General features: G+C 36.0%; 20 protein-coding genes and 1 other annotated feature. Of the genes, 19 read left to right on the forward strand and 1 reads right to left on the reverse strand.

Annotated features, from left to right (window positions below; genetic code table 11):
- Positions 1-178: 178 nt before the first annotated feature.
- Positions 179-643 carry a GAF domain-containing protein gene (locus KTJ72_RS04535; RefSeq protein WP_034534345.1) on the reverse strand — a complete coding sequence of 155 codons (465 nt, stop codon included), beginning with the start codon at positions 641-643 and terminating at the stop codon, positions 179-181.
- Between the two features lie 168 nt (positions 644-811).
- Here KTJ72_RS04535 and KTJ72_RS04540 point away from each other — a divergent pair, with 168 nt between their 5' ends.
- From KTJ72_RS04540 to KTJ72_RS04630, 19 genes are all read left to right on the forward strand, one after another.
- Positions 812-2,521: a septation ring formation regulator EzrA gene (locus tag KTJ72_RS04540; RefSeq protein ID WP_249419562.1), complete on the forward strand. Its 1,710-nt coding sequence runs from the start codon at positions 812-814 to the stop codon at positions 2,519-2,521.
- Positions 2,522-2,625: 104 nt separating this feature from the next.
- Positions 2,626-3,774 carry a cysteine desulfurase family protein gene (locus KTJ72_RS04545; RefSeq protein ID WP_094750526.1) on the forward strand — a complete coding sequence of 383 codons (1,149 nt, stop codon included), beginning with the start codon at positions 2,626-2,628 and terminating at the stop codon, positions 3,772-3,774.
- 15 nt (positions 3,775-3,789) lie between these two features.
- On the forward strand, positions 3,790-5,007 hold the full coding sequence (gene thiI / locus KTJ72_RS04550) for a tRNA uracil 4-sulfurtransferase ThiI (protein ID WP_034532110.1): 1,218 nt from the start codon (positions 3,790-3,792) through the stop codon (positions 5,005-5,007).
- 112 nt (positions 5,008-5,119) lie between these two features.
- Positions 5,120-5,617: a peroxiredoxin gene (locus KTJ72_RS04555; protein ID WP_041152728.1), complete on the forward strand. Its 498-nt coding sequence runs from the start codon at positions 5,120-5,122 to the stop codon at positions 5,615-5,617.
- 45 nt (positions 5,618-5,662) lie between these two features.
- Positions 5,663-5,877: a binding site (T-box leader), on the forward strand.
- Between the two features lie 37 nt (positions 5,878-5,914).
- The gene (locus KTJ72_RS04560) at positions 5,915-8,575 is read left to right on the forward strand and encodes a valine--tRNA ligase (RefSeq protein ID WP_034534339.1); all 2,661 of its coding nucleotides are present in this window, start codon (positions 5,915-5,917) and stop codon (positions 8,573-8,575) included.
- 61 nt (positions 8,576-8,636) lie between these two features.
- Complete coding sequence (locus tag KTJ72_RS04565) at positions 8,637-9,947, forward strand: bifunctional folylpolyglutamate synthase/dihydrofolate synthase (RefSeq protein WP_217304228.1); 1,311 nt, start codon at positions 8,637-8,639, stop codon at positions 9,945-9,947.
- Positions 9,948-10,113: 166 nt separating this feature from the next.
- The gene (locus tag KTJ72_RS04570) at positions 10,114-11,118 is read left to right on the forward strand and encodes a rod shape-determining protein (protein WP_034532118.1); all 1,005 of its coding nucleotides are present in this window, start codon (positions 10,114-10,116) and stop codon (positions 11,116-11,118) included.
- Between the two features lie 57 nt (positions 11,119-11,175).
- Positions 11,176-12,027: a rod shape-determining protein MreC gene (mreC, locus tag KTJ72_RS04575; protein WP_034534337.1), complete on the forward strand. Its 852-nt coding sequence runs from the start codon at positions 11,176-11,178 to the stop codon at positions 12,025-12,027.
- 11 nt (positions 12,028-12,038) lie between these two features.
- Complete coding sequence (mreD, locus tag KTJ72_RS04580) at positions 12,039-12,557, forward strand: rod shape-determining protein MreD (protein WP_053791651.1); 519 nt, start codon at positions 12,039-12,041, stop codon at positions 12,555-12,557.
- Between the two features lie 33 nt (positions 12,558-12,590).
- The gene (locus tag KTJ72_RS04585; RefSeq protein ID WP_034534333.1) at positions 12,591-13,262 is read left to right on the forward strand and encodes a septum site-determining protein MinC; all 672 of its coding nucleotides are present in this window, start codon (positions 12,591-12,593) and stop codon (positions 13,260-13,262) included.
- Complete coding sequence (gene minD, locus KTJ72_RS04590) at positions 13,262-14,065, forward strand: septum site-determining protein MinD (protein ID WP_034534331.1); 804 nt, start codon at positions 13,262-13,264, stop codon at positions 14,063-14,065. Before KTJ72_RS04585 ends, minD begins: the two co-directional genes overlap by 1 nt.
- Positions 14,066-14,383: 318 nt before the next feature.
- Positions 14,384-15,022, forward strand: a complete 639-nt coding sequence (locus KTJ72_RS04595; RefSeq protein WP_034534329.1) for an amino acid ABC transporter permease — start codon at positions 14,384-14,386, stop codon at positions 15,020-15,022.
- 11 nt (positions 15,023-15,033) lie between these two features.
- Positions 15,034-15,672: an amino acid ABC transporter ATP-binding protein gene (locus tag KTJ72_RS04600; RefSeq protein WP_034534327.1), complete on the forward strand. Its 639-nt coding sequence runs from the start codon at positions 15,034-15,036 to the stop codon at positions 15,670-15,672.
- Positions 15,673-15,675: 3 nt separating this feature from the next.
- Positions 15,676-16,539: an amino acid ABC transporter substrate-binding protein gene (locus tag KTJ72_RS04605; protein ID WP_041152722.1), complete on the forward strand. Its 864-nt coding sequence runs from the start codon at positions 15,676-15,678 to the stop codon at positions 16,537-16,539.
- A 20-nt stretch (positions 16,540-16,559) separates the two neighbouring features.
- Positions 16,560-17,834, forward strand: a complete 1,275-nt coding sequence (gene yfmF, locus KTJ72_RS04610; RefSeq protein ID WP_217304229.1) for an EF-P 5-aminopentanol modification-associated protein YfmF — start codon at positions 16,560-16,562, stop codon at positions 17,832-17,834.
- On the forward strand, positions 17,824-19,080 hold the full coding sequence (gene yfmH, locus KTJ72_RS04615) for an EF-P 5-aminopentanol modification-associated protein YfmH (protein WP_217304230.1): 1,257 nt from the start codon (positions 17,824-17,826) through the stop codon (positions 19,078-19,080). The genes yfmF and yfmH overlap by 11 nt, the downstream gene beginning before the upstream one ends.
- 78 nt (positions 19,081-19,158) lie before the next feature.
- Entirely contained in the window at positions 19,159-20,013 is an 855-nt protein-coding gene (locus tag KTJ72_RS04620) for a helix-turn-helix domain-containing protein (RefSeq protein ID WP_034534365.1), read from the forward strand.
- A gap of 47 nt (positions 20,014-20,060) precedes the next feature.
- Positions 20,061-20,648, forward strand: a complete 588-nt coding sequence (gene pgsA / locus KTJ72_RS04625) for a CDP-diacylglycerol--glycerol-3-phosphate 3-phosphatidyltransferase (protein ID WP_034532136.1) — start codon at positions 20,061-20,063, stop codon at positions 20,646-20,648.
- A gap of 44 nt (positions 20,649-20,692) precedes the next feature.
- The gene (locus KTJ72_RS04630; RefSeq protein WP_052471502.1) at positions 20,693-21,160 is read left to right on the forward strand and encodes a CinA family protein; all 468 of its coding nucleotides are present in this window, start codon (positions 20,693-20,695) and stop codon (positions 21,158-21,160) included.
- Positions 21,161-21,232 lie beyond the last annotated feature (72 nt).

Genomic DNA, 21,232 nt, shown 5'->3' on the forward strand with positions numbered 1-21,232 from the left:
AATTATTATTTGGAGTAAAATAATCACTGTACACTTAGTATTCGTGCATATTGCTCTGCAATGTTCACCCCAGCAGCCGTGGGGGTACTAATTGAACCATTAAGGCATCAATATGTTGACGAGCTTACCGTGTACTGCTGCATTATTTTACACAAAAATTATTGTATGATTATTACCACTAATTGTCAATGGTTATGTGGCTTTCAAAGACTTTTACAAATTCTTCTAGCATTTCTTGATCTTCTTTAGTGAAACGATCAAAGATAGGGGCATCAATATCTAAGACACCAAATCTAATTCCATCCTTTTCGATAGGGATGACAATTTCTGATTTACTGTTTGAATCACAGGCAATGTGACCAGGAAAATCATTTACGTTTTCTACGCGGATAGTTTCGTTCTTATCAAATGCAGTACCACAAACACCGCTACCATTTTTAATGTGGACACAAGCGACTTTACCTTGGAAGGGACCTAAGATTAATTCGTTTTTATCATCTATATAGGTGTAAAAACCGGTCCAGCTAACATCTGGAAGTTCTTGCATTAGTAGTGCAGATGCATTTGCCATGTTGGCAACGTTGTTGTGTTCATCGGTTAACAACGCGTCTAACTGTTGTGCTAACATTGAATTGATTTTCATAATTGAAAACTCCCTTGTATATATTGATAATTAGGTATTTTAATAATTATCTCGTATGATATAATTGAATATAGTTAATTAGTTTATTATTAAAATATTAAAAATACAAACGTTTAATGCTATAAAAATTAGATTAAAATAAAAAGTTGTAAGGGGACAGATGTCAAAATGATTGATTTGGTTATTTTCATAATAGTAGTGCTTGTAATACTACTGTTAGCGACATTCTTTTATCGAAAGAATCTATTTAAACGACTTGACGGTCTGGAAAAGCAAAAGTCTAATCTAAAGGACGTAATGGTCGGAGACGAGTTGGAAGCAACTGGTAAAATTAAATTAAATGGTGAATCTTTCGACAAATTTAATGAATACAAAGAACAATATGAAAAAATTACCAATTCAGACTTAACAAGTATCAGAAGTGATATGAGTGATGCAGAAGATTTCCTTAATAGTTACAAGCTATTATCAGCCAGCGTTACTATTGGTGACCTGGGGGATGCAATCGAAGTTGTTGATGGCAAGTTAAATGACATTCATGATGGTCTAAGTGAACTACAAGAAGTTGACAGTTTACACCGCAAGGCTATCGAAGATGTTGATAACACCATCAGAGAAATTAACCAACAATTGCTATCACAAAACTACTCATTTGGTCCAAGCAGCGACAAGCTTGAAGATAAGCTAAGCACTATCAAAGGTGTTTACGAAGAATTCGTTGCTGAAACCGAAAATGGTGATCAAAACAAAGCTGAAGAATTACTTGGTAAGATTAACAACTTGATTAATGAAATGAATGAATTAATGAAGATTATTCCTGATACATATGTTTCATTATCAAAGGAATTCCCAAGACAATTGGACGAAATTGAACGTGGTCATCGTACTATGATTCAAACTGATTACAACTTTGTTGAAGATGATATTGATGACACCATTAATGCACTAAAGGAATCATGCCAAGAAGGATTGAAGTCACTAGCTGAACTAGATATCCCAGAAACCAAGAAGACATGCACGTATATTGAAGAAACAATTGATTCAATGTATGCCATCATGGAAAAAGAAATTGTTGCTAAGCGTAAGGTTAAGAAAAACATTAGCTTGGTATATGACTTCATCTTCCATGCTAAGAACCAAAACCGCATTCTAAGTGATGAATTAGAAGGTTTAAGCAAGAACTACAACTTAGAACATGATGAAATTGAAAACACTGCTGAATTAGCTGATAAAATCAGTAAGATTGAAACAATCTACAACAATGATTACGATGCAATCAACGGTAATAAGGCAGTATATTCTGTCATTCAAAAGCATCAACAAGATGCAAAGCAAGAACTAAGCTCAATTGAAAAACAACAAAAAGACATCAATGATTCTGTTGCTGAACTAAGCAAGGAAGAAAGAGTTGCCAGAGATAGTCTTCAAAAGTTTGATTTACAACTATTAAACATCAGAAGACGAATTGATAACCTAAACCTTCCTGGTTTAACTGAAGACTTCTTAGAACGTTACGATTACGTATACAACGAAGTTTCAAACTTATCAGCATCAATCAACCAAGTGAAGATTAGTATGGATGAGATTAACCAAAAATTGGCTAACATCTCAGACACAATGGATCACTTGTTATCCGATACTGAAAACATTGTCGATAGTGCAATGCTATCAGAGCGTTTGATGCAATTCGCCAACCGTTATAAGAATGCCAACGAAGATTTAAATGCTGCCTGTGCACAAGCTAAGGACTACTTTGATAATCGTTACCAATACGAAAAGAGTCTAGCTACTATGGCTGCTGCAATCGAAAAGGTTAATCCAGGTGCTTACAAGCAAATGGAAACTGAATACTATAACGAAAAGAAAACAACCAAATAAAATAAAGAAGTAACTTTGATGTCATTCAAACGTTACTTCTTTTTTTCTGTTATAATGTCAAATATAGTTGAGTCGGACAAATCCAAAAATGAAGAAGGGTAATAATGATATACTTTGACAATAGTGCCACAACAAAACCAGACGATTCTGTTGTAGCAACTTACGATAAGGTAAGCAAAGAATTTTGGGGAAACCCATCTAGTTTACATCAATTCGGTGAACAATCATTCAATTTGTTGGAACAATCTAGAGCACAAATTGCTAAATTACTAGGTGTTTTACCAAGTGAAATATTGTTTACCAGTGGTGGAACAGAAGGTGACAACTGGGCAATCAAGGGAACTGCTTTTGAAAAGCGTGCCTATGGAAATCACATTATCGTAAGTTCTGTTGAACATCCTGCAGTAAAGAACTCCGTTGAACAATTAACACAATTGGGTTTCGAAGTTACTTACTTACCAGTAAATGATGAAGGACGTATCTCTGTCGATGATTTAAAGAAGGCCATTAGACCAAGTACAATTTTGGTTTCCATCATGGCTGTAAATAATGAAATCGGTGCAGTTCAACCAATTAAAGAAGTCGGGGATCTTTTAAAGGATTATCCTAACATCAGTTACCACATTGACTCAGTTCAAGGAATTGGTAAGGGTATCCAAGAATTGATTTTCAATGATCGTGTTGATTTTGCCACTTTCTCAGGTCATAAATTCCACGCACCAAGAGGTGTCGGTTTTATGTACAAACGAAGCGGTAAGAAGATTGCTCCATTAATTACTGGTGGAGGTCAAGAACGCAACCTAAGAAGTAGTACAGAAAACTTACCTGCCATTACCGCAATGGCACGTGCTTTACGTCTATTATTAGATGATGAAGATAAAAAGGTTGCAAAACAACGTAAAATCAAGCAAAATATTTTAGGACATATTTCTAAATTTGATAAAGTAAAGATCTTCTCAAAGGATAACGAACATTTTGCACCACATATCTTATGTTTTGCAATCCTAGGTGTTCGTGGTGAAACTATCGTTCATGCTTTTGAAAGTCATGGAATCTTTATTTCAACTACAAGTGCATGTTCTTCTAAACGTCACGTTGCTTCTGGTACTTTATCTGCCATGAAGGTTGATGAAGAAGAAGCAACTAGTGCTGTTCGTGTTTCATTAGATGAACATAACACAATGGAAGAAGCTGATCGTTTTAACGAAGTCTTTGACGAACTTTACGAAAGATTTAAAAAGATTAACTCATAGAAAGGAAATCCGTGAATGCAATATACTGAAATAATGGTCAGATACGGTGAATTATCCACAAAGGGTAAGAACCGTAAAGACTTCATTAAGCAACTAGGCAAGAACGTTGACAGAGTGTTGCATGATTTCGAAAACCTAAAGGTAAGTGCTAAGCGAGATCGTTTGCACGTTACTTTAAACGGTGATGACTCAGATAAAGTTATCGAACGTTTGAAGGATGTTTTTGGAATTGAAAACTTTTCTCCTTCGATCAAGGTAGAAAAGGACATCGATAAGGTTAAAGAAACCGCCGTTGAAATGGTTAAAGCCCAATTCAAAGACGGTATGACCTTTAAGATTGACACTCGTAGACAAGACAAGCATTTCCCAATGGACACTCACGACATTAACGATGCTTTAGGTGGATACATCTTGAGCAACGTTGATGGTATCAAAGTTCAAATGAAGAACCCTGACATCAAGTTAAGAGTTGAAGTTCGTATGAACGGTATCTTCTTATCAAGTGAAACCATTGACGGTGCCGGTGGATTACCTGTCGGTACTGGTGGTCGTGCTACTATGATGCTTTCTGGTGGAATTGATTCACCAGTTGCGGCATACATGGGAATGAAACGTGGAGTGAAGCTAGATATGGTTCACTTCTACAGTCCTCCATACACAAGCGAACAAGCATTAGCTAAGGCAAAAGAGTTGGCTGCTAAGTTGACTCGTTTTGGTGGTAACATTCAATTCATTCAAGTTCCATTTACCGAAATTCAAGAAGAAATTAAGGAAAAGGTTCCTGAAGGATACTTAATGACTATCCAACGTCGTATGATGTTAAGATTGGCTGCTAAGTTGACGCTAGACAGACATTGTAAGGGTGTCTTTACTGGTGAATCACTAGGTCAAGTTGCATCACAAACCCTTGAAAGTATGATGGCAATCAATGACGTAACTACTGTTCCGGTATTGAAACCATTACTTTCAATGGATAAGACAGAAATCATTAAGATTGCTGAAAGAATTGATACTTATGACCTATCAATTATGCCATTTGAAGACTGTTGTACAGTCTTTACTCCTCCTGCACCAAAGACTAAGCCTGATTTAGAAAAGACTAGAGCATGTGAAAAGTTAATTGATGTTGAAGGATTAATGCAACGTTCATTAGACAAAGTTAAGATTATCGACATTAAACCAGGGGAAGAATTCTTGAATGCTCAAGAAGATGTTTTCGCTGAACTACTATAATCTATCAAAAGAGATCATCTTTATTGATGGTCTCTTTTCTTTTTGCTTGCAAATCAATCGTGTAAGTTGTATTTTAAATAACTAGCAACTACCAATTAAGGAGATTTATAACATGCAACTAAAATTTTTAGACAAACCAGTTGAAACTATTAAAGAACCAATGGATAAGGGACAAGCACTACCAGATTTCAAAGTCCTAGATTCTAACAACAAAGAATTCACTAACAAGGACTTCATTGGCAAGCCAGCATTGATTTTAACTGTTCCAGACGTTAACTCAAGAGCATGTAGTCTAGAAGCTAAGAAGTTTAACAGAAAGTCAGACAAGTACGAAAATGTTGAATTCTACACCATTTCAAAGAATACTGTTGAAGAACAAAGTGAATGGTGTGCAGCTAAGGGTGTTGAAAGCATGCACTTACTGTCAGATGCTGATAATAACTTTGGTATGGCTTCAGGTACTTATGTTAAGGATATTGATGCATTAGCTCGTGTGGTTTATGCTATCGATGCAAATGGTGAAATTGTTTACCGTCAAGTTGTTGAAGAAATTGGTTCACAACCTGATTTCAAAGAAGCTGAAGCTGTTGTTGAAAAATTAAACAAATAGAGTTGACGATTTTCCAAAAATTGTCTAATATAATCAATATAGATTACAAATGCGAAGATCAAGAGAGTAGTTTTGATGACGAGTATCAGAGAAAAGATGATTAGGTGAGACATCTTTCCGTTATCAAAATGAAGGTAGCTTGTGAGCATTCATATTGATATTGATAATTTAGATATGAACGGGCCATCGTTAATTGGATTAAGAGAAAGTATTTTTTAATGCTTTAAATTAGGTGGTACCGCGAGCACTTCGTCCTATTGGATGAAGTGCTCTTTTTATTTACTGGAGGGATGGACTATGGCAAAAGAAACTGAAATGTCTACAAAGTATGACCATGACGCCGTTGAATCAGGTCGTTATGAAAAATGGCTAGAACAAGACGTTTTCAAACCAAGTGGTGACAAGAAGGCAAAGCCTTACTCAATCGTTTTACCACCACCAAACGTTACAGGTAAGCTTCACTTAGGACATGCATGGGATACAACCCTACAAGACATGTTAATCAGACAAAAGAGAATGTTAGGATACGATACTCTATGGGTTCCTGGTATGGACCATGCTGGTATCGCTACTCAAGCTAAGGTTGAAGCCAAACTAAGAGACCAAGGCGTTTCTCGTTACGACTTAGGTCGTGAAAAATTTGTCGACAAAGTTTGGGAATGGAAAGATGAATATGCAGCAACTATCAAGAAACAATGGGCTAAGATGGGACTTTCACTTGATTACTCACGTGAACGTTTCACTTTAGACGATGGTTTATCAGAAGCTGTTCGTAAAGTCTTTGTTGATTTATACAACCAAGGTTTGATTTACCGTGGTGAATACATTATCAACTGGGATCCACAAGCACAAACTGCTTTATCAGATATCGAAGTTATTCATAAAGATGATAAAGGTGCTTTCTACCACGTTAAGTACCCATTTGTAGACGGTACTACTTTTGATGGTAAAGATTACATTGAAATTGCCACTACACGTCCTGAAACTATGTTTGGGGATGTTGCTGTAGCTGTTAACCCAAGTGATGAAAGATACAAAGACATCGTTGGCAAGAAGATTATGGTTCCTTTAGTACAAAGAGAAATCCCAATCATTGCTGACCAATATGTAGACCCTGAATTTGGTACTGGTATGGTTAAGATTACTCCAGCCCATGACCCTAATGACTTCAAGGTTGGTAACAGACATGACTTAAAACGTATTAATACTATGAATGGTGACGCAACTATGAACGAAAATGCCGGCAAGTACGTTGGTATGGATCGTTTTGATGCTAGAAAAGCAATGGTTGCTGACTTAGAAGACCAAGGTTACATGCTAAAGATTGACCCAATTGTTCACTCAGTTGGTCACTCAGAAAGAACCGGTGTACAAGTTGAATCAAGACTTTCAACACAATGGTTCGTTAAGATGCAACCACTAGCTGACCGCGCAGTTAAGAACCAATCAACTGATGATAAGGTTAACTTCGTTCCAGAACGTTTTGAAAACACATTCACTCAATGGATGGATAACATCCATGACTGGGTTATTTCAAGACAATTATGGTGGGGTCACAGAATTCCAGCATGGTACAACAAGCAAACAGGCGAAATGTACGTTGGAATGGAAGCTCCTAAGGATGCTGAAAACTGGGAACAAGATCCAGACGTTCTAGATACTTGGTTCTCATCTGCATTATGGCCATTCTCAACTCTAGGTTGGCCTGATGAAAACTCAGAAGACTTTAAGCGTTACTTCCCAACTAATACTTTAGTTACTGGTTACGACATCATCTTCTTCTGGGTATCAAGAATGATTTTCCAAAGTCTAACATTTACAGACCGTCGTCCATTCAAGGATGTTTTACTTCACGGACTAATGCGTGATGCACAAGGTCGTAAGATGAGTAAATCACTTGGTAATGGTATTGATCCAATGGATGTTATTGATAAGTACGGGGTTGACGCATTGCGTTGGTTCTTAGCTACTGGTAACACAGCTGGACAAGACGTTCGTTTCAGTTACGAAAAGATTGAAGCTGCTTGGAACTTCATTAACAAGTTATGGAACGCTAGTCGTTACGTAATCATGAACCTAGGTGACATGGAAAAACCAGAATTACCTGATTCATCAGAATGGAACCTAGCAGACAAGTGGATTCTAAGTAAGTTAAACAGCGTGGTAAATCAAGTTACTGATCACTTTGAAAAGTACAACTTTGGTGAAGCTGGCCGTGCATTATACGACTTCATTTGGAACGACTTCTGTGACTGGTACATTGAAATGAGTAAAGAAACTCTAACTGGTGACGATGAAAAGGCTAAGAATAACACTAGAAACATCCTAGCTTACACACTAGACAAGATTTTGAAACTAATGCACCCAATGATGCCATTTGTTACCGAAAAGATTTGGTTAACAATGCCTCATGAAGGTGAATCAATCGTGGTTGCTCCATACCCAGTTAACCATGACGAATTCAAGGATGCTAAGGCAGAAAAAGACATGGCTGCATTAATCGAATTGATAAAGGTTGTTAGAAATATCAGATCACAAGCTAATGCTCCAATGTCATCATCAATCGACCTATTGGTTAAGACTGACAATGACGACTTGAAGAACATCTTTGAAGAAAACAAGCATTACATCGATCGTTTCTGTCATCCAAAGGAATTATCAATTGGTTCAGATGTTGTAGCTCCTAAGTTAGCTATGACTGGAATCATGACTGATGCTGAAATTAGTATTCCTTTAGCCGAACTAGTTGATTTAGATGAAGAAATCGCTAGAATCGAAAAGGAAATCGAAAACTACACATTTGAGGTACAACGTGCCGAAAAGAAACTTGCTAACAAGAAGTTCGTTGACAATGCTCCAGAACAAGTTGTTAACGCTGAAAAAGAAAAGCAAGCTGATAACCAATCTAAGTTAGATGCTGCAAAGCAACGACTAGAAGAAATTAAGAGTCAAAAGTAATTTAGATTAATTAAAGAGTCGGGCGATATTGGCCCGGCTCTTTTTTGAAGGGATGACAAAGATGGATTATGAAACAGCACTTAGCTTTATCCATGGTAGATATAAGTTCAAAAAGCATCCAAGCTTAGACATTATCAAGGACCTTTTGAATCGTTTAGGTAACCCACAAAAAGACATCAATGCTATTCATGTCGCTGGAACCAACGGAAAGGGGTCTACGGTAGCCTACCTTAGAAATATCTTTCAAGCAGACCATAAAACTGTTGGAACGTTCACGTCACCATTTTTAATTAAGTTCAACGAACGCATTAGTGTGGATGGCAATCCGATCTCAGATGATGATTTAATTGAGTTGGTAGAAAAAATCAAACCAATTGCTGAAGAAATGGATGAGACAATATTGGGCGGTGGTCCAACTGAGTTTGAAATTATCACTGCTATGATGTTTTTATACTTTGCCAAGCATCCAGTCGATGTTGTGATTGTCGAAGTCGGAATTGGCGGTATTTTAGACTCTACCAACGTGTTTGAACCTACTGTCTCAGTGATTACAACGATTGGGATGGATCACATGAAGCTGTTAGGTGATACGATTCCAAAGATTGCTAGTCAAAAAGCGGGAATTATTAAAGAAAACAGTCCAGTCGTAATTGGTAAGGTCGATGACGACGCGATGGAAGTTTTCAAAAATAAGGCGGCAGAACTCGATGCACGGCTATATGCTTACGGTAGTGAATTTAATACTTCTAAGCAAGTCATGAACAACAACTGGCAACAATCATTTGATTATGAAGATGATGACAATTTGGTTCGAAACATCAAGACCAGCTTGCTAGGTTTTTACCAACCACACAATGCAGCATGTGCGATTAAGGCATATGTTTTGCATCAACAAGATAAGTGTAAAGAAGTAAATAGTTCAGCAATCATAAGTGGAATTGCTAAGACAACCTGGCCAGGTCGTTTTGAAAGAGTTAATGACCAACCACTAGTTGTCCTAGATGGTGCCCACAATATCGATGCCGTTAACGAAATCAAGAAGTTATTAACTAGTGATTTTGCATCAAACGAGATTTATATCATTATCGGTATCCTATCCGATAAAGATTACATGGATATGTTGAATATTTTAGGTAGTATCAAGAATGTTCATTTAGTATTAACTAGGTTTGAGGCATACGGTTCAAGACAAAGTGTCGATGTAGATCAGATAAGTGGTCAGATTAATGCCAGAAATCCGGTGTCTGTTATCGATGATTGGAAGCAAGCAATTGCTCAAACTGCTGGTGAAATGTCAGAAGATGACATGATTTTAATCACTGGATCGCTATATTTCATCTCAGATGTGCGAAAATTATTCAAATTAGAATAAAAAATTGTTAAATTTTAAATTCTTTAATGATAAATGTTGCAAAATCGTATACACTAGAGAGTGTTATTAAAAATTAAAAAATAACTATGGTATACTGAGGAAGTATGCAAAATAAGGTGAAATTAAAAATAGCCAGCCAAATGTAATTATGAAGGGATGAAAAACTGTGTTTGGATTTGGAACTAAAAATATTGGAATTGATTTAGGAACTGCCAACACAATTGTTTACGTTGATGGTAAAGAAATTGTGTTAAGAGAACCTTCAGTTGTTGCTAAGAATACAAAAACTGGGGAAATCGTTGCAGTTGGACAAGAAGCAAGAGATATGATTGGTCGTACTCCTGCTAGTATTTCTGCAATTAGACCTATGAAAGATGGGGTAATTGCAGATTACGAAACTACTGTTACAATGCTAAAATACTACATTAACAAGACTGTAGGACATGCTTCAGGTAAGCCTTACGTTATGGTCTGTGTACCAAGTGGTATTACTGCTGTTGAAAAGAGAGCCGTAATCGATGCAACTCGTGTTGCTGGTGCTAAGGATGCTTATGTAATCGAAGAACCTTTTGCAGCTGCCATTGGTGCTGGCCTACCAATCATGGACCCAACTGGTAGCATGGTTGTTGATATTGGTGGTGGTACTACTGATGTTGCTACTATCTCCTTAGGTGGTATCGTATCAAGTAGATCACTTCGTGTAGCCGGTGATCGTCTAAACGACGCCATTGCGGCTTACATCAGAAAGAAGTACAACCTACTAATCGGTGAAAGAACTGCTGAAAAGCTAAAATGGGATATCGGTTCAGCTTCAATTGAAGGTGCTAAAGATATCGAAAACGTTACTATTCGTGGTAGATACCTACTAACTGGTTTACCAAAGAGTGTGGAAATTACTGCTGAAGACGTAGCAAACGCTATTTCAGAACCAATTCAAGAAATCATTGGAACTGTTAAGGAAACCCTTGAAGAAACATCTCCAGAAATCTCTGCCGATGTTATCGATCATGGTATTGTCTTAACTGGTGGTGGTGCTTTATTGAAGAACTTACCACAAGTTATTTCAGAAGCTACTAAGGTTCCAGTTTCAATCGCTAAGAACCCGCTAGATTGTGTTGCAATCGGAACTGGTGAATCATTAAAGAGCATTGATATTATGAAGAGAAAATAGATTAAATAAGCGGGGAGGTTATCTTCCCGCTTATTTACTAGTTCGGAGGATTGAAAAATGCGTAAGTTTTTCTCCAATCGAAAGTGGTTAACCGCCATTTTGATTTTTATTATTTGTTTAGGTTTCATTTCCGTTTCTGTTTCAACCAGAAATAACAAATCAATGCCACCATTTATCCAACGTTTTGGAAATGACGTGGTTGGAATTGCTAGCTGGACTGTTGCTGTTCCAGCAAACTCAGTTAGACATGCCGGTGAAACTGTAAACAATCTAATTAACACATACAAAGAAAATCAAAAGCTAAAAGCACAAGTAGAAACAATTACAGCAACCAAGGTTAGAGACCAAGCTATTCAAAGTGAAAATGATCAACTAAAACGTGAACTTAACATTAAAAGTGGTTTGGCTGATTATAATCCAATTGTTGCTGAAGCTTTAGTTAGAACTCCATCAGCATGGAACGACCAATTTGTTATTAACAAAGGTTCATCTGCTGGGGTTAAGAAGAACATGTCCGTTCTTGGCGCTAAGGGATTAATTGGACGTGTCATTGAAGTCAATAACAGTAACAGTAAAGTAGAATTAATTTCCAATACTGTTGATTCTGACAACAAATTCCCAGTTGAAGCTACCAATTCAAAAGGTGAAACTGTTAACGGAATTATTAACGGTTATGACAGAAAGACTGGTCAATTAATCGTTGGTCATTTAAATACCAAGGTTAAGATTAAGGTAAATGATAAAGTATCTACAAATGGTCTTGGTGGAATTACACCAAAGGGTATTTACGTAGGTAAAGTTGCAAAGGTAACAACTGATGATTACGGAACTGCTACTAAGTTGTACATTCAAACTCCAGCAAACATGAATGATTTAGAAGTTGTTACAGTTGTAGATAAAACATCATAGGGGTGATTAGGATGAGAGAACACCAACCAATTAGATATGTTTTCATAATTGGATTGTTCATTTCTTTGTTCTTGGATGGATCAATTTCATTAATTTTTAGTCACCTTCTATATGGAAAATATATACTAGTCCCAAGCATTACATTTGCATGGTTATTCTTTGGTATGTACTTCATTAATCGAACAAACGAACACGTTGAAATATGGGCAGCCATTGCCGGATTATTGTTTGATTTGTTCTATACCGGTATATTAGGGGTGTACGTAATTGTCTTTCCACTTGCAATCATCATCGGTAGAAAGCTATATCGTTTCTTACCAATGAACATTGTGACCGGATTATTTTCATTTGCGTTTAACATTGCACTAATCAATGTTTTAGCTTATGGATTAAATCGTTTAATGAATGCTACTAACATGGCAGCTGGGTACTTTTTAATTCATGCAGTGATTCCAACTGTATTGTTTAACTCAGTGTTATTCTTAATTTTGTACGTGCCAATCGGGGTATTATTTGATCGAATTGAGTAGAGTAATAAAAGAGATAAGAGGGAGTATCTATAAATGCAATCTGTAGTACTTAAAGGAACCAAAGATGGATATGAGTTAATCCTAAAAGAAACAGCTAGTGTGAGAGAAATCCTAGTTGATTTGAAACAACTACTAGAAGGCCTTGGCGAAGAAAGTGAAAAAGGCAAAGACCAATTACATTTGAATGTTCAGATGGGTAACAGATTGATGTCAGAAGAAGATAAAAATGATATCATTAAGTTAGTTGATGACTACGAAAATCTAGTTATCGATAACTTTTTATCCAACGTTATTACCAAGGAAGAATCTGCTAAAATCATGGCACAAAACAATGTTGAAGTGATGAGCAGAGTGATTAGAAACGGTCAAGAAGTAAACGTCGATGGTGATGTTTTATTCTTTGGTAAGATTCATGAAGGTGGAAAGTTAATTGCCACTGGTAATGTGTTTAATATGGGAGTTATCGAAGGAATTGTTCAAGCAGGTTTTCCTGATGACGAAAGTAAGTTAATCATCGGTAATTTACATACAGCACAACAAGTTCGTGTAGGAGAACAATACGATATTGTAGCAGATCGTCCGATTGAGGATTCTGAAAAAACAGTAGTATATGTAAACGACCTACACGTGCTAAGTTATGGTAAAATAAAGAATCTAAAAGAGATTAATCCAAAGTTCTTTAATCGAATTGGAGGTATTGAATAATGGGAAAAGCCATTGTAATTACATCAGGTAAAGGTGGAGTTGGAAAAACAACTTCAAGTGCTAATATTGGAATTGCGTTAGCAATGATGGGAAAAAGAGTTTGTTTGATTGACTTAGATATTGGTCTAAGAAACCTAGATGTTGTTATGGGTCTAGATAATCGTGTTATGTACGATATCGTAGATGTTGCAACTGGTAGAGTAAAGCTAGTTCAAGCAATGGTGAAAGATAAGCGTTTCGATGACTTATTATATCTATTACCTGCAGCCCAAAATACTGATAAGACAGCTCTAAACGAAGAACAAGTAAAGAGCATTGTTGATGAATTAAAACCAGATTTTGACTACGTCTTTATTGACTGTCCAGCCGGAATCGAACAAGGTTTCATTAACGCCGTTTCTGGTGCCGATGGTGCAATCGTTGTTACCACTCCAGAAATTTCAGCAGTTCGTGATGCCGATCGAGTAATTGGTTTATTAGAACAACATCCACTTCAAGAAACACCAAAATTAATCATTAATCGTATCAGAAAATCATTGATGCAAGATGACAACTACATGGATGTTGATGAAATCACCACCCATTTAGGAATTGATTTATTAGGTATCATCTTAGATGATGACAAGGTTATTAGTACTTCAAATAACGGTGAATCAATTGTTATGAACCCTGACAACCCAACAGCCCAAGGTTACAGAAACGTAGCTAGAAGACTTGAAGGTGAAACAGTTCCATTGATGAAGATTGATGTCAAAAAGGAAAGTGCATGGGATAAGTTTAAGCATTTATTTAAACGTAACTAAACTTTGTTATTGACTTACGATTGAAATTAAGTTATTTTATTAATTATTAAAAGACTTTGAGCAGAAATGCATTTGTATGTAATTCACAGAGATCCTAGTAACAGGTGAAAGCTAGGTAATTACTGCAGGTGTTCACATCTGTGAGTTGTTATTCTGAACGTAATTAGGAATAAACCGGTGCAGCCGTTATCTGCGAGTCAATAGACTCACTGAGCTATTTTGCGCGAGCAGAATAGGAAATTAGGTGGCACCACGTTTTCAACGTCCTTTTAGCATATTGCTAAAAGGACGTTTTTTTTATCAAAGGAGGAATAATTAATGCAATATATTTTAGAAATATTACCTTCACTATTTTCTGGGGTAGTAACCACATTAGAGATTTTCGCATTAACAATCGTTTTATCAATCCCATTAGGAATCTTAGTCTCCTTAGCATTAACCGGAAAAAATATTATCAAAGCAATCTTTGAATTTTATGTCTGGATCATGCGTGGGACACCGCTATTATTACAATTGATTTTTATCTTCTATGGTTTACCAATTATCGGAATTGTGTTCCCAAGATTTGAAGCAGCTGTAATCGCCTTTGTTTTAAACTATGCAGCTTACTTTGCTGAAATCTTTAGAGGTGGTTTCCAATCCATTCCAAAGAACCAATTCGAAAGTGCTAAAATGCTACGATTAACTCGTTGGCAAACTCTTCGTAAGATTGTCATTCCACAAGTTTTCAAAATTGTGTTACCTTCAATCGGAAACGAAGTAATTAACTTAGTTAAGGATTCATCATTAGTGTACGTAATTGGTATTGGTGACTTATTACAAGCCGGAAATATTGCAACAGCACGTGACGTTACATTGGTTCCATTAATTCTAGTTGCTGTATTCTACTTGGTACTAACAGCGGTATTAACATTGGTACTAAGAAAAATCGAACAACGTTTTGATTACTGGAGATAGGAGGGATTAACATGTTTCAAGTAAAAAGTTTAAATAAGAGTTTTCAAGGTAAAACCATTATCAAGGACATGAACCTAGATGTTGATGATAACGAAATCCTAAGTATTGTTGGTCCTTCCGGTGCTGGTAAGACAACACTATTAAGATGTATCACCGGTTTAGAAAAAGCTGATTCAGGTAAGTTCTTCTTAGATGGCGAAGAAATTGATCCAACTGATGATTCAAAATCAGTTATCGGTGTAGTATTCCAAGACTTTGGTTTATTCCCAAACTTGACTGTCATTGAAAACATCATCTTGGCACCACAACTAGTGTTAAAGAAGTCAAAAGAAGAAGCATTAAAAGAAGCACAAGAATTAATCGACAAGCTAGATTTAACTGGTAAGGAATCACTTTACCCATACCAATTATCTGGTGGACAAAAACAACGTGTGGCAATTGTTAGAACCTTGGCAATGCATCCAAAAATTATTTGCTACGATGAACCAACATCTGCTTTGGATCCTAAGTTAAGTGAAGAAGTTGGAAAGATTATTTTAGATTTAAAGAAGCAAAATATCACACAACTTGTGGTTACCCACGATGTGGCATTCGCAGAACAAGTTGCTGACAAGGTAAAGGAAGTTAGACCATTTAAAGAGGAGGGGTAGTCCATGAAGACCAAAGTTTTAAAAATGGTTGGAATTATTAGTGTTTGTTTGATGGCAGTGATCATTTTATCTGGTTGTGAATCTGTTACACAAAAAGCAGATCATGAAGATACATGGAGCCGCATTGAAAAGAACAAGCAAGTTACCATTGGTCTAGATGTTACCTTCGTTCCAATGGGATATGAAAATAAGAGTGGTAAAATCACCGGTTTCGACGTTGATTTAGCTAACGCTGTGTTCAAACAATACGGTATTAAACCAGTCTTTCAACCTATCGATTGGTCAATGAACGTAACCGAGTTGAGAAATACCACCATTGATTTAATTTGGAATGGTTTCTCAATTACCCCTGAACGACAAGCTGTTGTTAACTTCAGTAAGCCTTACTTGGCAAATGACCAAGAACTAGTTACTTTGAAATCATCTAACATTAATAAATTTAGTGATATGAAGGGTAAGTATTTAGGTGCTCAAAATGGTTCAGCTGGTCTAAATGATATTGACGATCAACCAAAATTATTGAAACAATATATTAAAAACCAATCACCAATTCTATATAATTCATTTACTAATGCATTTATTGACTTGAATCATGGTAGAATTAGTGGATTGTTAATTGATAGCACATATGCAAACTACTACATTGCACACCAGCCTAACCCTGACATGTACAAGGTCGTTAGAGGTAAATTCCCACAAGAGCAATTTGGTGTCGGAATTCGTAAAGGTGATAAGACAATGCAAGCTAAGATTAATGCTGCATTCAAGAAGCTAGCAAAGAATGGTGAATTAGAAAAGATTTGTAAGAAGTGGTTCGGTAAGAACTACAACTCACCATTAATGAAATTAACAAATAATACGAAATAGGAACTAGAGGTGGGGTTTTGTTGCATAAGAAATTAGCTAATGGAGTAGACTTAAATGTTATTTTAGAAGATAAATTCAAAACAATTTCATTTACTTTTGATCTAGTTAGCGAGGCTATTCCAGAAAATTTTGCTAAACGAGCAGTACTTGCAGAATTGATGGAAATTAGTAATCAAGATTATCCAACGCAATCCAAATTAGCAAGATACTTATCATCAATGTATGGAGCCAGTTTTGGAACCAACGTTTTGAGATATGGTAATTTGTCAGTTCTAAGAATTAACTTGAGTATCCCAAATCCAAAGTTTGTGGATGCAAAAGATGATTTATTACAACAGGCTGTTAGTTTTATTTATAGTGTAGTATTCAAGCCATTGGCTACTGATGGTCAATTTGATAAGGACACGTTTACCTTACAAAGAAACAACATGAAAAAGTATGTTGAATCAGTTGCTGATGACAAACAATACTATGCTTCAATTCAATTGAAGAAATTATTTTACAAGGACTACCTAAACCGTGGTTCTTTTATATTTGGAACACCAAATGACTATGACTTAATCGATAGTCAAAATGAATATGAATACTATTCAAACGTTTTAAATAACGATAATATTAAGATTTCCGTTATCGGGGATGTTGATGGAGAAAGAATTTCCAACTTGTTTGACCAATTTAAATTGTCAGATCGAAGTGTGGAATATGAGTTAGCACCACTAACTTCATTTAAGATGAATGACGATGTTGAAATGGTCGATAAGAAGATTCAATCATCACAAAGTTGTTTGAATTTAGGTTACCGTTTGTCAATTTTCTACAATAATAAAGAAGCGATGGCAGCGGTATTGTTCAATGCTATTTTTGGTGGAACACCACAATCTAAGCTATTTAAAAATGTCAGAGAAAAGAATAGTTTAGCTTACAGTGCAAGCAGTTCATATAACTCCATCAATGGGTTTGTAATGGTAAGCACTGGTATCAATTACAGTAATAAGGATAAGGTCTTAGCTATTGTTAAGGAACAATTAAACGATATTGCTAAGGGAAATGTCGACATCGATGTTTTAAACAGTATCAAGGCTGAAATGATTAATGCCAAAAAAGCTGTTTTGGACAGTCCTCGTCAAAACATGGAACAACAATTCGTTAATGGATTGTTGAATCGAGCTCTATCATTTGATGAATGGAAGCAACGCGTTAATGATGTGACAATCGACCAAATTGCTTCGGTTGCTAAAAAGGTTGAATTGAATTCAATTTTCTTCTTAGATGGGAGGATTGATGATGCAAATTAAAGAGTATCGTAAGTTTAACGAAAAAGTATATATCGAAAAGATGGATAATGGATTGTCTGTAGTAGTTGTTCCCAAGAAGGGCTATCAAAAGACCTATGCCACACTTTCCGTGCGATATGGATCTATTGATACCAATATTAATGGAAAGAATTATCCAGCAGGAATTGCCCATTTTCTAGAACATAAGATGTTCGATAAAAAAGATCATGATGCCATGGATGTTTTCTCTAAATATGGTGCGGGATCTAATGCATTTACTAGTTTTAATAAAACTAGCTACCTGTTCTCTACAACCGATAATGTTCATGAAAACCTAACTGAGTTATTGGACTTTGTGCAAGAACCTTACTTTAGTGACGCAAAAGTAGAAAAAGAAAAGGGCATCATTGGCCAAGAAATTAGTATGTATGATGATGAACCCGGAGCTGTTTTATTCTTCAAGACAGTGCAAAACATGTTCCCAGATACGCCATTGAATGTTGATATCGCCGGAACAGAGAATTCAATCTATAAGATTACCAAGCAAGACTTGTATGACTCTTATAATTACTTCTATCAACCTCAAAACATGCAACTTACAGTTGTTGGAAACGTTGTTCCTGAAGATATCTTTAAGTGGGTTAGTGATAACCAAAGTCAAAAGAGTTTTGACGAACCTAAAGATGTCAAAAGAACTACAATTAAATCCTCTGAAATTGTGAGGGAAACCACCCATTACATGGATGTAAATCGTCCTAAAGTGGCTTTGGGAATTAAAGGTGATTCCAAATACAATGGTGACATCAAATATGAACTATCCATTTCATTATTGCTACAACTTCTGCTATCAGAAGGTTCTGAGATTTACGAAAAGATGTATAACGATGGAATTATTGATGACTCATTTGGTTTTGACTTCGATTGCGAAGATCAGTTTAACTTTGCGGTTTTAGCGGGTGAAACTGAAAAAATCGATGAGTTTATTGATAGAATTTCAGATGTATTGGTTAACTTTGCCGACTATATTTCAGATAAAGCCGATGAGTTTGAATTAATTAAAAAAGAAGAAATCGGCCAACATGTTTCAATGATGAATTCCATTGAAGCAATTGCAAATAACATGTCAGATGAAGGTCATGATTTTGAAAATATTTATGATGAAATTGAAATGATCAAACAATTAGAATTAGATGATTTAATCCGTTATGGAAAATTGTTCTTAAAACCTGACATGATAGTGAAAAACAAGATTTTTCCTAAAAATTAATTAGTTTAGATGTCTAGATAATATAGCTAATTATGATATACTGTAGATGTAAAATAATAAATAAGTGGAGTAATACCTATGCAAAATAACAATGGAAAACAAGTAGAAATTGGTAAATCACTACACGAAGCACGTGTCGCCAAGGGAATGTCCATTGACGATATTCAAAAGATTACCAAAATCCAAAAACATTACCTTGAAGCAATCGAACAGGGGAACTTTGCTGAACTTCCTGGTGATTTTTACGTTCGCGCGTTTATTAAGCAATTCGCTGACACTGTTGGCGTTAACGGTATTGAACTATTGAATGAACATGACGATAGTCTACCTGATACTCAAAGCGAAGAATACGCTGATGAAGTATCAAAGGATGACGTTAATAGCCGTGTAGCTAGTCGTAGTCGTGAACACAGAAAAGACTCATTCCGTAAGGTTATTCCAACCATCGGAATTATTGTTGCAATCCTAGTAGTTGTTTGCGGTATTTGGGCAGTTGTTGTACATACTAATAGTTCTTCTCAAACTAGCATTAGTAGCAGTTCTGTTTCAGTTACTGGTTCTTCAGAATCAAGTTCATCAAGCAGCAAGGCTGATGACAAGAAGAAAGAAGATAAGAAGTCCACTGACACTAAGACTACCATTAAGGAAGTTAGCGCTACTAAGTATAATGTAACTGGTCAAAAAGAAAACACTGTTACTCTAAAGGCTACTGGTAGAGCTTGGTCATCAATCATGGCTGATAACAAGACTCTATTCCAAGGTTCACAAAACAGTGGTGATAAGAAGGATGTTAAGCTTCCAGCTGACACTAAGAGTGTTAACATTTCATTAGGTAACACCCAAGGTGCTAAGATCTTGGTTAATGGTACTGAATTGAAATACGATAAGAGCACACCTTTAACTACACAAATTACATTAGAATTTAGTAAATAAAAAAGAGGGCTTTGTTAAAGCCCTTTTTTATTTCTATGGAGGAAATTATGAATTTACCAAACAAACTTACATTAATTAGAATAATAATGATTCCACTATTCATTATATTGCTCTCATGTGACATTAACATGGGAACAGTTATCTGGTTAGGCACAAGCATCCAAGTAACCAGAATCGTTGCTGCGATTGTTTTCGCTGCTGCATGTATCACAGACTTTTTAGATGGACAAATTGCCAGAAGACAACACTTAGTTACTAACTTCGGTAAATTTGCTGATCCATTAGCAGACAAAATGATTGTTATGTCAGCATTCATTATCCTAGTTTCATTTGGCTTTGTTCCAGCATGGGTTGCAGCCGTAATCGTATGTCGTGAACTAGCCGTTACTGGTCTAAGATTAATCGTTGTTGAAAACGATGGCCAAGTAATTGCAGCTGCATGGCCTGGTAAGATTAAGACATTTAGTCAAATGATTGCCATTATCTTATTACTATTGAATGATTTCTTATTCATTCCATTTACAACCATTGGTTTTGGTACATTATTACTTTACATCTGCTTATTCTTTACTGTTTACTCAGGTGTTGAGTACTTTTGGAAGAGTCGTTTCATTTTTGCAGATTCTTTCAAGTAAATCGATTTAATTATCGTATATATATAAGAAAGGTCGGATTATGTATGCAAATTGATACATCTATTGTTAACAAGCTTATTGACGATAAAATCACCATAACCGGAGCAGAAAGCTTAACGGCAGGGATGTTTCAATCCACTATTGGTGGAGTTCCCGGTGTTTCTGCTATCTTCTATGGTGGATTTGTTACTTATTCGAATGAAGCCAAAGCCAAATTATTATCGATTCCAATGGATGTAATTGATGAATATGGTGTTGTCTCAGAACAAGTGGCAATTTGGATGGCTAAGCAATCCAAGCAAATCATGAATGTTGACGTAGGAGTTTCATTTACTGGTGTTGCTGGTCCTGATAGTTTGGAAGGCCAACCAGCAGGAACTGTATTTATCGGACTAGATTTCAAAGGAAATCAATTTGCAAAAGAATTTCATTTTAGTGGATCACGTCAAGAGGTGCGTGAACAGTCAGTGCAAGCTGCGTTGAAAATGATTGAAAATGAGCATTCTAAATAATGCGAACTTTTGTTCTGTTTTTACTTGCTTTTTTAATGAGAGATTAGTATAGTATAAATATCGAATAGTTAT

The organism is Apilactobacillus waqarii, assembly GCF_019061205.1.
GTDB classification, from domain to species: Bacteria; Bacillota; Bacilli; order Lactobacillales; family Lactobacillaceae; genus Apilactobacillus; species Apilactobacillus waqarii.

Bases quoted from the DNA above. Each gene is read 5' to 3' on its own strand.
- KTJ72_RS04560 (WP_034534339.1), top strand. From the start codon at position 5,915: ATGGCAAAAGAAACTGAAATGTCTACAAAGTATGACCATGACGCCGTT.
- KTJ72_RS04630 (WP_052471502.1), top strand. From the start codon at position 20,693: ATGCAAATTGATACATCTATTGTTAACAAGCTTATTGACGATAAAATC.
- KTJ72_RS04545 (WP_094750526.1), top strand. From the start codon at position 2,626: ATGATATACTTTGACAATAGTGCCACAACAAAACCAGACGATTCTGTT.
- KTJ72_RS04600 (WP_034534327.1), top strand. From the start codon at position 15,034: ATGTTTCAAGTAAAAAGTTTAAATAAGAGTTTTCAAGGTAAAACCATT.
- mreC (WP_034534337.1), top strand. From the start codon at position 11,176: ATGCGTAAGTTTTTCTCCAATCGAAAGTGGTTAACCGCCATTTTGATT.
- KTJ72_RS04595 (WP_034534329.1), top strand. From the start codon at position 14,384: ATGCAATATATTTTAGAAATATTACCTTCACTATTTTCTGGGGTAGTA.
- thiI (WP_034532110.1), top strand. From the start codon at position 3,790: ATGCAATATACTGAAATAATGGTCAGATACGGTGAATTATCCACAAAG.
- yfmH (WP_217304230.1), top strand. From the start codon at position 17,824: ATGCAAATTAAAGAGTATCGTAAGTTTAACGAAAAAGTATATATCGAA.
- mreD (WP_053791651.1), top strand. From the start codon at position 12,039: ATGAGAGAACACCAACCAATTAGATATGTTTTCATAATTGGATTGTTC.
- KTJ72_RS04605 (WP_041152722.1), top strand. From the start codon at position 15,676: ATGAAGACCAAAGTTTTAAAAATGGTTGGAATTATTAGTGTTTGTTTG.
- KTJ72_RS04540 (WP_249419562.1), top strand. From the start codon at position 812: ATGATTGATTTGGTTATTTTCATAATAGTAGTGCTTGTAATACTACTG.
- KTJ72_RS04620 (WP_034534365.1), top strand. From the start codon at position 19,159: ATGCAAAATAACAATGGAAAACAAGTAGAAATTGGTAAATCACTACAC.
- pgsA (WP_034532136.1), top strand. From the start codon at position 20,061: ATGAATTTACCAAACAAACTTACATTAATTAGAATAATAATGATTCCA.
- minD (WP_034534331.1), top strand. From the start codon at position 13,262: ATGGGAAAAGCCATTGTAATTACATCAGGTAAAGGTGGAGTTGGAAAA.
- KTJ72_RS04555 (WP_041152728.1), top strand. From the start codon at position 5,120: ATGCAACTAAAATTTTTAGACAAACCAGTTGAAACTATTAAAGAACCA.
- KTJ72_RS04535 (WP_034534345.1), bottom strand. From the start codon at position 643: ATGAAAATCAATTCAATGTTAGCACAACAGTTAGACGCGTTGTTAACC.
- KTJ72_RS04565 (WP_217304228.1), top strand. From the start codon at position 8,637: ATGGATTATGAAACAGCACTTAGCTTTATCCATGGTAGATATAAGTTC.
- KTJ72_RS04585 (WP_034534333.1), top strand. From the start codon at position 12,591: ATGCAATCTGTAGTACTTAAAGGAACCAAAGATGGATATGAGTTAATC.